The sequence below is a fragment of the Lentibacter algarum genome (genome assembly GCF_018860975.1).
Classification (GTDB): domain Bacteria; phylum Pseudomonadota; class Alphaproteobacteria; order Rhodobacterales; family Rhodobacteraceae; genus Lentibacter; species Lentibacter algarum_A.
Genome location: NZ_JAHKQI010000010.1, coordinates 170,110 through 185,846, shown reverse-complemented (window position 1 = coordinate 185,846; position 15,737 = coordinate 170,110). Strand labels below are relative to the sequence as shown.

Annotated in this window: 6 protein-coding genes; 5 read left to right on the top strand and 1 reads right to left on the bottom strand. The window is 54.0% G+C overall.

Annotation, left to right across the window (positions count from 1 at the left end):
- The first annotated feature begins 19 nt into the window (after window positions 1-19).
- From KO498_RS16185 to KO498_RS16165, 5 genes are all read left to right on the top strand, one after another.
- Window positions 20-6,472: a type I polyketide synthase gene (locus tag KO498_RS16185; protein WP_215960962.1), complete on the top strand. Its 6,453-nt coding sequence runs from the start codon at window positions 20-22 to the stop codon at window positions 6,470-6,472.
- Window position 6,473: 1 nt separating this feature from the next.
- Window positions 6,474-7,490, top strand: a complete 1,017-nt coding sequence (locus KO498_RS16180) for a glycosyltransferase family 2 protein (RefSeq protein WP_215960961.1) — start codon at window positions 6,474-6,476, stop codon at window positions 7,488-7,490.
- On the top strand, window positions 7,487-12,094 hold the full coding sequence (locus tag KO498_RS16175; RefSeq protein ID WP_215960960.1) for a MupA/Atu3671 family FMN-dependent luciferase-like monooxygenase: 4,608 nt from the start codon (window positions 7,487-7,489) through the stop codon (window positions 12,092-12,094). The genes KO498_RS16180 and KO498_RS16175 overlap by 4 nt, the downstream gene beginning before the upstream one ends.
- A gap of 41 nt (window positions 12,095-12,135) precedes the next feature.
- On the top strand, window positions 12,136-12,762 hold the full coding sequence (locus KO498_RS16170) for a 4'-phosphopantetheinyl transferase family protein (protein ID WP_215960959.1): 627 nt from the start codon (window positions 12,136-12,138) through the stop codon (window positions 12,760-12,762).
- Between the two features lie 224 nt (window positions 12,763-12,986).
- Window positions 12,987-14,288, top strand: a complete 1,302-nt coding sequence (locus KO498_RS16165) for a Wzz/FepE/Etk N-terminal domain-containing protein (RefSeq protein WP_215960958.1) — start codon at window positions 12,987-12,989, stop codon at window positions 14,286-14,288.
- Window positions 14,289-14,297: 9 nt separating this feature from the next.
- Here KO498_RS16165 and KO498_RS16160 read toward each other — a convergent pair whose 3' ends face one another.
- Window positions 14,298-15,734: a CpsD/CapB family tyrosine-protein kinase gene (locus KO498_RS16160; protein WP_252731506.1), complete on the bottom strand. Its 1,437-nt coding sequence runs from the start codon at window positions 15,732-15,734 to the stop codon at window positions 14,298-14,300.
- Between the last annotated feature and the right edge of the window lie 3 nt (window positions 15,735-15,737).

Below are 15,737 nucleotides of genomic sequence, written 5' to 3'. Positions count from 1 at the left end.
TCTGGGGATTGTATTTAGTATGTCCAACAAAACAATTTTAAAGAACTACGACGAAAACGATATCGCAATAGTCGGGATGGCGGCGCATCTTCCCGGTGCGGGTAACATTGATGAGTATTGGCGGAACCTGCGTCAAGGCGTTGAATCTATTCGTAAACTATCACCAGACGAGTTGCGCGATGCTGGCGTTTCCGAAGCACTGCTTGCGCGGCCCGACTATGTTCCTGCTGCTGCCATGTTGGATCAGTTCGAGTATTTTGATGGTGACTTCTTCGGGTTTTCCCCCAAAGAATCGGCCATTCTTGACCCGCAGCACCGGCAATTTCTCGAAGTTGCATGGGAAGCATTTGAGAATGCCGGTCACCCGCCAGAGAGCGTTGACGGGCCGATTGGTGTTTTCGCTGGTTGCGGTATGGGCAGCTATTTTTACTTTAACATCTGCTCCAACCCCGAGCTTGTCGATGACGTTGGCATGTTTTTACTGCGCCACACCGGCAACGATAAAGATTTCTTGAGCACGCGTGTCAGCCATGTGTTTGATCTCAAAGGCCCGTCGATCAGCATGCAAACCGCCTGCTCGACTTCACTTGTTGCTACGCATTATGCGGCGCAATCTTTGCTGACAGGTGAGTGCGACATGGCTCTTGCTGGCGGTGTGACAATCGAGCTTCCGCACGGGCATGGTTATGTGTTCAAGGAAGGTGAGGTTCTGTCACCTGACGGAGCATGTCATGCATTCGATCACCGAGCAGAGGGCACGGTTTTCGGATCGGGTGCGGGAGCGGTTGTCTTGCGGCGGATGGAAGACGCGCTGCGCGACGGAGATCATATCTGGGCTGTTATCAAGGGCAGTGCTGTCAACAATGACGGCGCTGCAAAAGCCGGATATCTGGCACCGTCGGTTGACGGGCAGGCGGCTGCGATCAGAGAGGCTTTGGCTGTTTCGCAAACGCCGGCTGAAACAATTGACTATGTTGAATGTCACGGCACAGGAACCTATCTCGGAGATCCGATCGAAGTTGCCGCGCTAACGGAGGCTTTCGCTGGTGGCTCAGATAGTGAGCACAGGTGTCGCATTGGCAGTGTCAAAACCAATATCGGGCATTTGGACACAGCCGCAGGTGTTGCCAGTCTGATCAAGGCTTCGCTTGCGCTCAAGAATGCCGAAATGCCGCCGTCTCTGGGCTATGAAAAGCCCAACCCAGCGATTGATTTTGAGCATTCGCCCTTTGTGGTTAACGACAGGCTGACACCTTGGTCGCGCGGCTCTACAGCGCGGCGGGCCGGGGTGAACTCACTTGGAGTCGGCGGGACGAATGCGCATGTTGTTGTTGAGGAAGCGCCAGAATCTGAGGGAAGTGATGCGAGCGACTGGCCCTTTCAGATCATGACAGTTTCGGCCCGCTCTAAGGCCGCGCTTGAAGGCAATGCGAAAGCTCTTGCCGAGCACTTACGTGAGAACCCTGAGCAAAATCTGGCTGATGTTGCTTTTACGCTCAAGGAGGGGCGCCGTGCTTTTGAGAAACGGCGCGCGCTAGTTGCCGAAACACCAGCAGAAGCGGCTCAGTTGCTCGAAGAAAACGACCCGCGCCGCGTGTTTACCCATCAGGCCATGGACGCGCCGGATACTGTTTTTATGTTCCCGGGGGGCGGGGCGCAGTATGCCGGAATGGCGCAAGATTTGTACGAGACCGAGCCGGTGTTTGCCGAATGGATGGACCGTGGCTTTGAGGTTTTGCAGCCGCGTCTTGAGTATGACATCAAGCCGCTTTGGCTGCCGGCTCCCGACGAGAAAGACGCAGCGAACGAAATGCTTAAGCGCCCTTCGGTGCAGCTACCGCTAATCATGATCGTTGAATACGCTTTGGCACAACTCTGGATCAGCTGGGGCGTGAAGCCTGATGTTTTGGTCGGGCATTCGATGGGCGAAAACACGGCGGCTTGTCTCGCTGGTGTGATGAGTTTTGAAGATTGCATAGGCTTGGTGCACCTGCGCGGGCGGCTGTTTGATACAGTGCCTGCGGGCGGCATGTTGTCTGTATCCTTGCCAGCAGAAGAGCTGCGCAAACATCTGGGTGAGACGCTGGATCTGGCCTCAGTGAATGCACCGGGCTTGTCAGTCGCTTCAGGGCCAGACGCCGAGCTTGCGAGCTTGCAGGCGCGGCTTGAGGCGCTTGATATTGACTGTCAGCGCGTGGCGATCGACATCGCAGCGCATTCTCGCATGCTTGAACCAATCTTGCAGGGCTTCGGGGACTATTTGCGCTCGATCACTCTAAATGCGCCAGTCATACCGTTTGTATCAAACCGCACTGGTGCGTTGATTAGCGATGATCAAGCGACCGACCCGGACTATTGGGTCGGACACCTGCGCGGCACGATCTTGTTTGCGGAGTGTGTGCAGACTCTGAGCGCGCGTGAAAACCGGATTTATATTGAAATGGGGCCGGGCAGAGCGCTGTCGTCTTTGGCACAACAATGTCCGAACATCCGGCGTGATCAAGTGATATCGGCTTTGCGACACCCCGACGATGCCATCGCCGACGACCGTTGGTTCGTGTCGCAACTGGGCCGCATCTGGGCGATGGGCGGTCGTTTTGACTGGGCGCAAGTCTGGGGGGATGCGCGGCGTAATCGCCTGCCGCTTCCTACCTACCAGTTTCAGAAAAAACCGTATTTCATCGAGCCAGGTCAAACCCGCGTAGAGCAAGCTTCAAGTCATTTGGCGCGTATTCCGGAGCTTGAAAACTGGGGTTTTGCCCCTTTTTGGAAACCCGTTGCCGCTGATTGCAACGTTGATGTAGTCCACGGCCTCAAAGACGCTGCTAAGGAGTGTTGGTTGTTCTTTATGGACGAGGCGGGGTTAGGGAAAGCGCTTGCCAACACCCTGCGGAATGCCGGGCACGAAGTTGTTGAACTGCGCGCCGGAGATGCCTTTGGGCGTGACGCAAGTGGCGGCTATGTATTGTCACCGGAACGTGGCCGTGAAGGCTATGATTTGTTGGTTGAAGATCTTAGCGCTCGCAGCATCCAGCCGACACGAATTGCGCACTTCTGGTTGGTAACAGATGAAGAAACGCACCGCGCTGGCTCGAGCTTCTTTCACCGCAATCAAGAGCAAGGGTTCTACTCACTGCTCTTTTTGGCGCAAGCTATGGCTGCCGCCGATTGGTCGGAAATTGCGATTTCAGCATTTACAACCGGCGCGGCAACTGTGCGAGGTGAAGCGCTGGTCTATCCGGAGAAGAGCTGTCTGCGTGGCCCGATAATGATGATCCCACGCGAAATGCCAGGCCTTACTGCTGCTATGGTTGATATCAGCTTGCCGGATACAAAACGTAAGGGGGATCGCTTTAAAGCGCTGTTGCCTTTGTTGCTTGAGGAGTTGCTTGCAGCGCCTCACAACGCCATCGCGGCGATACGCGGCGAACGTCGTTTTGAAGAAGTGTTCAAGCCGTTTAACCTTGCAGTTGAGGATACATCCGAACTGCCGCTGAGACAGGAAGGCACGTATCTGATTACCGGTGGCTTTGGCGGCATCGGTTTGACGCTTGCCGAGAAACTTGTGCGCGATTACGCCGCAAAAATTGTTTTGCTCGCGCGAACAGCTTTGCCGCCCCGAGATGAGTGGGAGGCTCAAAAGCTGCGACACGGCTCGCATGACAGCATTTCACGTCGCATTGCTGCGGTTGAAAAACTCGAAGCACTCGGTGGGCAGGTCATGGTCGTCGCGGGCGATGTCTCAAACATCGAAGACATGCGCGGCACGGTTGAGCAAGTCAGCCTACGTTTTGGTGACATTCACGGTGTCATTCATGCTGCTGGTGCGATCAACGATGCGCCTTTGCTGAGTAAAACCATGGCCGAGATCGAAGACGTGTTTACGCCCAAGCTGCACGGCACTGAAGTTCTTGGTCAGTTGTTCCCTGATGGGACGCTTGATTGTATGGTTCTCTTCTCTTCAAGCTCCACTGTCACAGCGCCTGTAGGGCAAGTTGACTATGTTGCTGCAAACGAGTTTTTGAACGCATATGCCAAGTCGCGGAGCGGCGGGAAAACCAAGGTTCTCGCACTCAATTGGGGCATTTGGGCAGAAGTCGGCATGGCCGCCGATGCGCTTGGTTTGACGGCCCAACAGCCAGACCAAACGCGGCAGGACCTGCAAGCGCCGTTGCTGCAGGCGGCAACGTTTGACCGCGCAGGTAACCGTCTCTTTACAGCCGAGTTGACGACAAGACACTGGATATTGAATGAACACCGCACGAAGCAAAACCACGCATTAATGCCGGGAACGGGCTACCTGGAACTCGCCGCGGAGGCGCTGCACGCTCAAGGAGAGACTGCGCCGTTCGAGTTGCGCGATCTTTACTTTTTGCGCGCCCTTGAAGTGGCCGATGACGAGAGTCGGGAGTTGCGTGTAACTCTAGAGCGTGACGACATTGGCTATCAGTTTAAGGTGCAGTCTTCGCGTGATTTTGATGGTCGGCAAGGCTTTGAGACCAATGCCACAGGTGTTTTGGTTTTGACAGACATGCCCCAGCCGGCACCAATTGACTTCGCTCCGATCGCTGACCGCTGCGAAGCGTTTACGCTTGCAGAAGAGGGGCGGACGTTGCGCTCACCGCAGGAAGAACACCTTAACTTCGGGCCACGCTGGAGGGTTTTGAAAGAGACTGCTTTAGGCGAGAGCGAGGGGCTTGCTCGGCTGGCGTTGCCTAAGGCTGCGTCGGGTGACAATTGCTTGCTTCACCCGGGGATCATGGACCTTGCAACAGGTTGGGCAATGGAGCTGATTGAAGGATACGTTGCAAGCCACTTATGGGTGCCCGTGTCTTATGGCGCACTGCGGGTTTATCGTGACCTACCTGAAGAGCTTGTTAGCTGGGTGCAAAATGCAGCCGAGAACACTGTTCAAGCAGGCGCAGCCAGCTTTGACATCGTTTTGTGTGACACAACTGGCGAAGTTTGCGCCGAGATACGCGGATTTACCATCCGGCGACTGGACGAAGCAGAAGGATTTGCCCGTGCGCCTGTGCGCCCGACTGATTTGGAGTTTGATGACCAGATACAAAAGCACCAATCGCCGCCAGCAGAAGAGCGGTTGCGTCACAACTTGAGCATGGGGATCACACCACCCGAAGGCGCTGAGGCATTCTTGCGGGCATTGTCAGCAGGGCGGGCCCAGTTGGTGATTAGCTCACTTGATCTTGCGGGTTTGAAGGCACAGGCCGAGGCAGGTTCTATAAGCCAGCAAACTGAAGGTCAGACTTTCCAGCGTCCTGATCTGGATACAGACTATGTAGCACCAGAAGGGGTGATTGAAGAGAAGCTCAGCCAATTCTGGAGCACGCTGCTTGGCGTTGAGAAGGTTGGATCTGACGATAATTTCTTTGATCTCGGCGGTCACTCGTTGATTGCAGTGCGTTTGTTTGCACAAGTCAAAAAAGCCTTTGATGTCGAGTTTCCGATTTCAGTGCTGTTTGAAGCGCCCACGATCAAAAAATGTGCAGCACTGATTGAAGCGGAAGGTGTGCATGTCGCGCCATCTTCCGACGCAACGGATGCTGAAACACCACGCGCGCCCGAGCGCCGCTTTACGCACCTCGTGCCGATGCATCAGGGCGAGGGTGGGCCAAGGCGGCCTTTCTTTCTCGTTGCGGGCATGTTTGGCAATGTGCTGAACCTCCGTCATCTGGCGCATTTGCTCGGAACCGACCGGCCGTTTTATGGCATGCAAGCCCGCGGGCTCTATGGGAATGAGGCACCGCATCGTTCGATACCCGAAGCTGCCAAAGACTATCTCAACGAGATCAAGCAAGTGCAGGCATCCGGGCCTTACATGTTGGGTGGGTTTTCTGGTGGCGGGATTATTGCGCTAGAGATTGCTCAATTGCTTCGGGCGCAGGGTGAAGACGTCATGATGCTGGTCATGCTCGACACACCTCTGCCGCAACGCCGGCCACTTGAGCTTGGTGATCGCGCGCTGATTCAACTTCAAGAGTTGAAGTCAGGAGGGATACTTTATCCGCTTAAATGGTTGGTTCGACGGGTGAAGTGGGAGTTCACTAAAAGGTTTAAAAGTGTCCCTCAAGACGCTGATATTTCTGAAGTAAACTTTCACAACTCAGACATCGAAACAGCGTTTCTTGAGGCTGTCGGGCAGTATAAATTGCAGGCATGGGATGGTCCTTTGGCGTTGTTCCGTCCGCCTCTAAGCGGCAAATGGAAAGTGTCAAACGGTGCGATGGTCAGCTCGGAGAGAAGCTATGTAACGCCCGACAACGACTGGACGGAACATGCTCCTTTGGTGCAGGTGATTGAAGTTCCCGGGGATCATGACTCAATGGTACTGGAACCGAACGTGAGGGTTTTGGCAGCCCGGTTGCGGCGATGTATCGAAGACGCCGAAAACCCCGCTGCGCGTGCGGCTAGGGTCTCGGCGATGCCTCAAAATGCAAAGGAAGCGAGCTGACATGACCGAGCCACGCCTCCTTGCTGTTATCTTGAACTATCAGACCGCCGAAATGACTTTACGGTCTGCTGAGGCAGCCTTGCGCGCTCTTGAAGGTTTGAACGCTGAGTTGGTTATTGTTGATAATGACAGCGGTGATGGTTCGTTTGAGATGCTCAGCTCAGGCGTGGCCGCCAAAAACATGTCTGATAACATGCCTGTGCGCGTGGTGCAGTCAGGGCATAACGGCGGCTTTGGCGCGGGCAACAACTTTGGCATCAATACTGGTCGCAGCGACGGTGAGCGGGCAGACTTTGTCTACATTCTGAATTCTGATGCCTTTCCAGCGAAACAGGCTGTGCGCAAGCTTGTAACCTATCTGAAGCAGCACCCGAATATCGGGTTTGCAGGAAGCTATATCCATGGCTCAGACGGTATTGCGCACGAAACAGCGTTCCGGTTTCCCTCAGCGTTGAGCGAGCTGGAGGGAGCTATGCGGTTCGGTCCTGTTTCACGTTTGCTGAGAAAACATATCGTGCCGCTGCCAGTGCCAGACGAGACAGTTATGGTTGATTGGCTGGCAGGAGCGAGCATGATGATGCGTATGGACGTGTTGGAAGAGATCGGCCAGTTCGATGAGACTTTCTTTCTTTACTTCGAGGAAACCGACCTGTGCCGAAGGGCTGCTATTGCGGGGTGGCCAACCGTCTATGTGCGTGAAAGTGAAGTCGAACACATTGGCTCTGTCTCAACCGGCATGAAGGAATGGGCCCGTGTTCCGAACTATTGGTTTGACAGCCGGTGGTACTATTTTGCGAAAAATTACAGCAAGATATACGCCCTGTATGCAACGGCACTGCATTTGTTGGGAGGGGGGTTCTACCGCTTCAGGCGGTTCGCCGAGCGCAAAGATCCGCAAATGCCTCCTCATTTTTTGCGCACCTTAGCCAGCCATGCCTGCAAATCAGTATTCAAACCGCAAACGCGGAATACGACAGCCGGCCCAGCGGGATGCCCTACACAAGGAGAGTGTAAATGAGCTTTTCAGCAATCGTGATCGGGAATGAAAGCCTCACGCAGCAATGCGCCGAAAAGTGGCTTGCCACGGGGCACAGCATCACAGCGTTGGTGTCTCGCAACGCCGAAGTTCTGGCTTGGGCAGAGTCTAAGGGGGTGACCATCGTTGCGCCAGGTAAAGGCTTAAGTGAGCGGCTATCTTCGCACACCGCTGACTGGTTGTTGTCGATCGCCAATCTTGATCTTCTTAGCGAGGATGTTCTGGCGCGGGCAGAACTCGGCGCTGTCAACTTTCATGACGGCCCGTTGCCGCGATATGCGGGGCTGAATGCACCGGTTTGGGCGCGCCTAGCAGGAGAGAACAGCCACGGGATTAGCTGGCATTTCATCGAAAGCGGAGTTGATACCGGCGCTATCATTTCGCAAGTGAACTTTGAAATTGCAGATACCGATACCGCGTTGACACTCAACACCAAGGCTTATGAAGCAGCGCTTGGAAGTTTTGATGCTTTGGTAGAAAAGCTTGCATGCAGTCCCGTGCCATCTACGGCTCAGGATGTTGAAATGCGCAGTTACTTTGGCAAGTTCAAGCGCCCGCAAGCCTTCGGGATGATTGACTTTGAAACTACCTCCGAGGCCGTTGTTGCGCTGGTCCTCGGGCTTGATCATGGACCGTATTGGAACCCGCTGACGACGCCTCGACTGTTGTTTAAAGACCAGTTGCTTGTTGTTGGCAGCGCAGCGGTGGCAGGCCTGCCTTCGACAGGAGCCGCAGCAGGTACTGTGCTTGATGTCTCTGAGTATTCCGTCACTTTTGCGACATCAGATAGCCCCGTCATATTGCGCGAGATGAGCGATCTTTCCGGTGCTCAGGTTGTCCCATCAGATGTCTTCAGAAAAGGTGATATGCTCACCAAACTTGATGCCCAGAAACTTGCCTCTCTTGATAAGGCACAGGAGATTGTCGCGCGTGGTGATGAACATTGGCGTAGAGCTTTCGCTAGCTTCCGGCCAGCAAAACTTGCGCTTTCAAGAGCTCTTTCTGACGATAGTTCGATACAGCGCATCCCGTTGAAGCTTTCTGTTAGTGCAGAACACCTTTTTGAGCGCTGCACTGGGCTCGTTTCGCGCTTGAGCGAAGAGGGCCTTGCCGATTTGGCATATCAATCGGCTAACACCTTTTCGGCCAGTGGGCATGCAAGCCATTGGGTGCCTTTACGTCATTCGGACAGTTTTGCTCAGGCACTGGCCTCGGCGCGGAAATGGCCGAGTTTTGCTGCCGATTTGGCGTTGCGCGATCCATCCCTTTCTCGCCCCGTGCAGCCGGATATCGGACTGTCAGAGGCAGGTGCCGTGGCTGGCTGTGCACTGACGATCGCACCGGATGCGCTTTACTATGACAGCAGTTGTGTTACCGCCGCTTTGGCAGAGCTATGGGCAAGGCGCATAGAACATATTGCCGCTCAAGAAAGCTTGCCTGCGGAGCTTGCGGCTTGGCCGATCCTGCCCGAAAGCGAGCGTGAAACCACTATTGAGAGCTTTAACAATACAGCTTCCGAGTATGACGAGTCAGCTTGTATCCACCAGTTTTTTGAAGCCCAAGCTGCCAAGACACCGGACGCCCAAGCGCTGGTGTTCGAGGGGGAAGTGCTGACCTACGCCGAGTTGAATGCGAAAGCGAACAAGGCAGCGCATGTTTTGCGGAGTATGGGTGTCAATGCGGGCACGCTTGTGGGGCTTGCTGTTCACCGTGGTCCGCAACTTCTAATTGGAGCTCTGGGCATTCTAAAGGCCGGTGGCGCTTATGTGCCCATCGACCCCGCCTACCCGGCAGACCGCATAGCGCTCTACATTCGTGACAGTGCTGCACCGGTGATCGTGACCGAAAGGGCGCTTGCAGCGGATTTACCAGCGCGTGATGTGCAACTGTTAGAGCTGGATAGTGCCGTAACCGGAGACCCGAGGCTTGCGGAAGCATCATCTGAGAACCTCGACGGCGGTGCAGGGCCTTCTGACCTAGCTTACCTCATCTATACCTCGGGCTCGACGGGCAAGCCCAAAGGCGTGATGGTTGAACACCGCAATGTGTCAAACTTTTTCACAGGCATGGATACGCGCATATCACGAGACGCAGACTCTGTTTGGTTGGCAGTGACATCGTTGTCTTTCGATATCTCTGTGCTTGAGTTGTTTTACACGCTCGGGCGCGGGTTCAAGCTTGTTCTGGCGGGCGATGAGAACCGCACGCAACTGTCGGGCGGTCGCCTTTCGATGACAGGCAAGGGCATGGACTTTGGCTTGTTTTACTGGGGGAACGACGACGGGCCAGGAAAGCAAAAGTATCATTTGCTGCTCGAAGGTGCAAAGTTTGCTGATGCCCATGGGTTTAGTTCGGTTTGGACACCTGAACGGCATTTTCATGCCTTTGGCGGACCCTATCCAAACCCGTCAGTTACTGGTGCCGCAGTTGCAGCAGTGACGGAAAACATAGCTGTCAGGTCCGGGTCTTGCGTGGTGCCGCTGCATCACCCTCTGCGTGTTGCTGAGGAATGGGCTGTGATCGACAACCTGACCAATGGGCGCGCGGGATTGTCGATAGCCTCTGGCTGGCAACCAGACGATTTTGTCTTGCGTCCGGAAAATGCCCCGCCAAACAACAAAACAGCAATGTTTGAAGCGCTGGATACTCTGCGGAAACTATGGCGCGGCGAGCCTGTCAGCTATCCGAACGGATCGGGTAAAGATGTGGAAATTGTCACGCAACCAAGGCCGATCTCAAAGGAGTTGCCGATCTGGGTGACAACAGCTGGCAACCCTGACACTTGGCGCGAAGCTGGTGAAAACGGTGCAAATGTTTTGACCCACCTGCTTGGTCAGTCAATTGACGAGGTTGGCGAAAAGATCAAGATCTACCGGGAGGCGCTTGCCAGGGCCGGGCACGAACCTGACGCGTTCACTGTGACGCTGATGCTGCATACCTACGTGGCCGACACGCGTGCCCATGCACGGGAAATTGCCCGCGGCCCTATGAAGGATTACCTCAATGCGGCAGCAGGTTTGATCAAGCAATACGCCTGGGCGTTTCCTGCATTCAAGAAGCCAAAGGGTGTCGAAAACCCATTTCAACTTGATCTTGATATCCTAGAAGATGACGAGCTTGACGCCATCCTGGAGTTTGCCTTTGAGCGTTATTTTGAAGACAGTGGATTGTTTGGCACCGTCGATGAATGTCTCGACAGGGTGGAGGAACTAAAGCGTATCGGTGTTGATGAGATCGGCTGTCTGATAGATTACGGCATCGCACCCGAGACAGTTCTGGAAGGATTGAAACCGCTGGCGGAAGTGCATCGTCGCACCAACCTTTTGGATGCGGCTGATGAACAAGACTACTCGATCGCGGCGCAAATTGTACGGCACAAGGTGACGCATTTGCAGTGCACGCCGTCCCTTGCCAAGATGCTGACATCAAATGACGAAAGCAACTTGGCGCTGTCAAAGGTGAAGCATTTGCTGATTGGCGGAGAGGCACTTTCAGGTGGTCTTGTGCAAGAGTTGCGAGAGCTAAGCGATGCGAGTGTCGAGAACATGTATGGGCCTACAGAAACCACAATATGGTCGACTACCGAGACAGCCGATGTCGGTGAAAACACAGTTAACATTGGCAGCCCTATTGCCAATACGCAGACCTATGTTCTTGATGCTGAAGGGGCAGCTTGTCCTGTCGGTGTTGCCGGCGAGCTGTTTATTGGCGGAGCTGGTGTTACGCGTGGCTACTGGCAACGCCCAGATCTGACTCAGGAGCGCTTTGTTGCCAACCCGTTTCACGGTGGGCGTATGTATCGCACCGGTGATCTTGCCTGTTGGCGAGAAGATGGTCGCCTGAATTTCCTTGGCCGGGCTGACAATCAGGTAAAGTTACGCGGCTACAGGATCGAACTTGGTGAAATTGAAGCAAGGCTGCATGAGCAAGCTAGCGTGCGACAAGCTGTTGTCATTGCGCGAGAGGATACACCGGGTGATGTACGTCTCGTGGCCTATCTAGCAACTGATCAAGAGCCGGATGAAGCGGCTTTGCGGTCAATGCTCGGGCGCGATTTGCCGGAGTTTATGATCCCGCAACACTATGTGAAACTAGATCATATCCCACTGACTCCCAATAAAAAAATCGATCGAAACGCGCTGCCGACACCGCAGGCGCAGGCGGCAGCCAACGACACGCCGCAACCACAGAGCCGTGGAGTTGCCGGAGATGAGATCGACGACGAAATCGCCAAAATCTGGGCGCGTGTCCTGGGCGTTGACCGGATTAGCGGGCGTGACAGTTTCTTTGACTTGGGCGGACATTCTTTGTTGGCGGTGCAGGCGCATCGTGAAATCCGAGAGCATTTCAAAGTTTCGCGCTTGTCGATCACTGATGTGTTTCGCTTCCCCAAACTCGAGGATTTGGCAGGGCGGGTTCGTGAGTTGGGGCCGACGGTGAAAAACACGCACGAACCGATTGGGAAAGCGGATGAGAAAGCGAAGTTTCAGGCCGCAGAAAAACCAGCCGAGATTGTTCCACCAAGCGATACGATGTCACGTCGGCGAAAAATGCGTGCCCTTCGCGAAGCGGCACGTGCTTCGTGAAACCGCTGCCTCCCGAGCGTTTTGCAACCTGCCTAACAGACGTGCTGCCCAGTGAAGTTGTGTTTGCTTGCGACGATCCGCAAAGCCCCCCCGAAGGCCTTTGGCCTGAAGAGGCTAGAAGCATTGCAAACGCGATTGCGAAAAGACAGTGTGAATATGCCGCTGGACGCCGCGCAGCTCGAAACGCTTTGAGCCGACTGGGTCTTCCAGCGGAGCCTTTGTTAGCTGCCGCAAATCGCGTTCCAATTTGGCCTGAAGGAACAGTCGGAAGCATCAGCCATTGCACCGAAAAGTGCATTGCTCTTGTAGCTTTCAAAAATGATGTGCAGAGCCTAGGGGTTGATGTTGAAAGCGCGGGCCCCTTAAAATCAGAACTTGTTGCCGAGGTATGCACACCCCGCGAGGTTAGCACCCTGATTAACGCCTCGGCGACACCTTTGGTGCGGGCAAAACAAGTGTTTTCCGCGAAGGAAGCGGCTTTTAAGGCCCAGTACATGATCACTGGAAAAATGTTAGGTTTTGGTGGTTTTGAGATCGCGTTTCCAACATCGACGCAGTTTTTGGCACGGTTCACTCGGCCGGAGAATGACTTTGAGGAGCAGTTCGAGGGTCATGGCCATGCGCTCCTTTTTGACGATCACTTTTACCATATTGTGCTGATCGCTTAACTATTTGAAAAGTATTGAAACATTGATTTAGTGCACGCATCTTGCAGGCACTATTTGGAAACAATGTGTTTCGGTCAAATTTGTGAAAATATTGGCAAAAACATGGCAGGGCGTGTATGTTGAAAAGTGAATTCCAGTTCTGCGCTTGGGGCAGAGCTGTGCTTTTCGTTTTCAGCAAAATTCCTGCGGGGGCAGGGAATGGCGCCTCGTAACGGAGTTGGACAATGGGCCAGATCCAGTCCTTGGGTGATTTTTTTAGTATGGTGCGCCGGCGTTTTTGGCTGATCGCGCTTGTTGTGTTCTTGGGCACCTTAGCGTCAATCTATTGGGCATTGGGCCAAAAGAAGATTTATGAAGCGACTGCCGTTGCGCAGATCGAGGCACCGACAATTGTTGATGCTGGGACACGGGCTGCAGGGACTACTTCGATCGACCGCAGATTGCGTTTGCTCGAACAACAACTGATGGCACGCGACAATCTTGTTGGAATAATCAAGAAATACGGCCTCTATTCTGGGGTTGATATGTCAACAAACCTGAAGGTTGCGACATTGCGGGATTCTGCTCGGTTGCTTCAAATCACGGATCAAAGTGCAGGTTGGGGCGCCCCGCGCACACCCACTGGTATGCGCATTACCGTCTCGGATACGGATCCGGAGATGGCTGCTCTTCTAGCAAACGAGTTGCTTCAAAACCTGCTTGATCTGAACAACCAAAGACGGTCTGCCGCTGCATCGGAACAGTTAGTGTTTTTTCAAACAGAGCGTGCACGTGTCGAAACCGAAATCACAGAGCTTGAAGCGCGTATCGCGGAGTTCAAAGAGGCCAATACCAAGTTTCTGCCGGATGGAATATCGGCTCAACGCGAAGAGATGTTGGAATTGCGCAGCACACTGTTGGAGCTTGATCAAAGTCTGATCGAGCTTGAAGGTGGTGGTGCTCGACAGCAAAACAAAGCCAATCAACGTGCGCTGATCAATGAGCAACGTAGCCTGATCAGCTCGCGCATCGACGAAATCCAGACTGCAATCAGTCGGGCGCCGGAGGTAGAACGGCAGTTCAGTGCTCTGCAGCGCGAGCAAGAGCAATTGAAAGAACAATACACGGTTATTACGCAACGGGCGACGAGTGCTGAAATGAGCCAGGCGCTTGAAAATCAAGATCAATTTGAGCGCATTGAAGTTCTAGAAACGGCATTAGTTCCTGAAAACCCGGTGTCCGGCAGCCGTAAGAAAAAGGTTGTGCTGGGTTTCGGTGCGAGTGGAATGCTCGGTCTTGGCTTGGCGTTCTTGCTTGAGTTGCTTCGCCCGGTCATTCGAACGCGCGAGCATCTGGAACGCCAGCTCAACGTTAAAGCTGTCGTTGCTATCCCGCAGATCAACGGCCCGCGTAGTAAGAAGCGCAAGAAAGTAATGCGTGCTGCACTGCTTGTTGCATTGCTGGCAATTGGCGCGATAGCTTTTGGCGTGCTTAAAGACGGTATGAGTGGCTTGATCGGCTTGCTTCAGCGCAAGCCAGTTGGCTGAACTTCGGCGTTAGTAGCCATAGCTATAATCGCTGCCGTCTTCGCCTTCTGCCTGGTTGAGAACGACACCCAATAGTGGCGTATCTTCACCTAAGCGGCGCATAACTTCGCGCACTTCTTCGGGGCTGGTACTGCCTCCGCCAACGACCATCAGAACACCGTCAAACTGTTTCCTGAAGGCGATAACGTCATCAAATGCGAGGGCTGGCGGCATGTCAAACAACACGATATCTGGCGACATTTCTTGCATCATGCGGTTGATGCTTTGTGCGGTCAGCGGATCCTGCGCAAGTTCAGCAGCGTAGGGCTCAACGATGCCGTTTGTCCCGATCGCAAGGCTCGAACCGATATTCAGGTTGTTACGATCAAACTTTACAAGAAAGTCCTCGGCAGTTGTCGCACCACGCAGAAAATCGCCCATGCAGCCGGGGTTTGGATCCCCTATTACATTCGCGACCGAGGGGTTTCGCATATCCATGTCTAGCAAAACAGTTCTATTTGCTTCGTAACGGGAAAGCGAAATAGCGAGGTTAACCGCGGTGAAGGTTTTGCCGCAGTTTCTGGAAGGTGACGTAATAGCAACGCGTTTCCATCCGTGTTCAAGCAGGGTTTGGACAAGCCGTGTGCGCAATACATCAAACGCACCGTGCGCTTGTTCTTGCCTGCTGGCCGTGATTATCAAGTTTTCTTCAAGATGAGCAGCATCTACAGGCATGACGGCAAGCTTGTTCCACAAATCAGCAGGCTCTGTCACGTCAGGTATGTCTGCGGTCTCATAAGCGGAACGCAGCTTGTTTTGGATGGCTGTGTCCTGGGCTGGTGCGACGGAAACCTCAGGCTCACGCTCTGGTTCAACTTCTGGTTCCGGTTCGGGAATAGGCTCGGCTTCGCGTTCCAGACGCTCTGGCGCGGTGCTTTCATCAACGGCAGGCAAGACCGGAATGTTGATCTCTTCGTTGACCACTGCATCGGAAATTGCCGTCGACATTGCAAACTCGGGCCCCAGCGAAAGTGGCTTCGGTTTCACCCGTCTTGGCATAACTGGCTGAGACGCTTCGTTAACTTCGGTAGAGCTTTCGGCAGGCAAGTTTTCGATCAAAGCGTCGTGCGCAACATCATCCGCGAGTGGTTCGGAAGAAACATCGGCTATTTGTGCGATTGCTTCGTCAACCAAAGCATTGTGTTCGCGCAACTCGTTAATGATTTGTTGCTCAACCTCTTCAGCGCGCACTTCAGCAAGTTCGGGGTCGAACTCTGCATCAAGGGCATCAAGCGCATCAAGGCTTTCGATAAAGGTAGTTTTTGCAGGGAGTTTGGTTGATGCTGCTGAGCTTTTGGATGCTGTATCTGTTTCGGCGTCACCAAGCATATCGGCGATCATGCGATCCCGGTCTTCTGACGAAAGCTGTTTGCGCGCTGTGCGACTAAATGTGCGTCGTTCAGACATGAC

Coding starts and splice junctions, on each gene's coding strand:
- KO498_RS16180 (WP_215960961.1), top strand. CDS start 6,474: ATGACCGAGCCACGCCTCCTTGCTGTTATCTTGAACTATCAGACCGCC.
- KO498_RS16160 (WP_252731506.1), bottom strand. CDS start 15,734: ATGTCTGAACGACGCACATTTAGTCGCACAGCGCGCAAACAGCTTTCG.
- KO498_RS16185 (WP_215960962.1), top strand. CDS start 20: ATGTCCAACAAAACAATTTTAAAGAACTACGACGAAAACGATATCGCA.
- KO498_RS16165 (WP_215960958.1), top strand. CDS start 12,987: ATGGGCCAGATCCAGTCCTTGGGTGATTTTTTTAGTATGGTGCGCCGG.
- KO498_RS16175 (WP_215960960.1), top strand. CDS start 7,487: ATGAGCTTTTCAGCAATCGTGATCGGGAATGAAAGCCTCACGCAGCAA.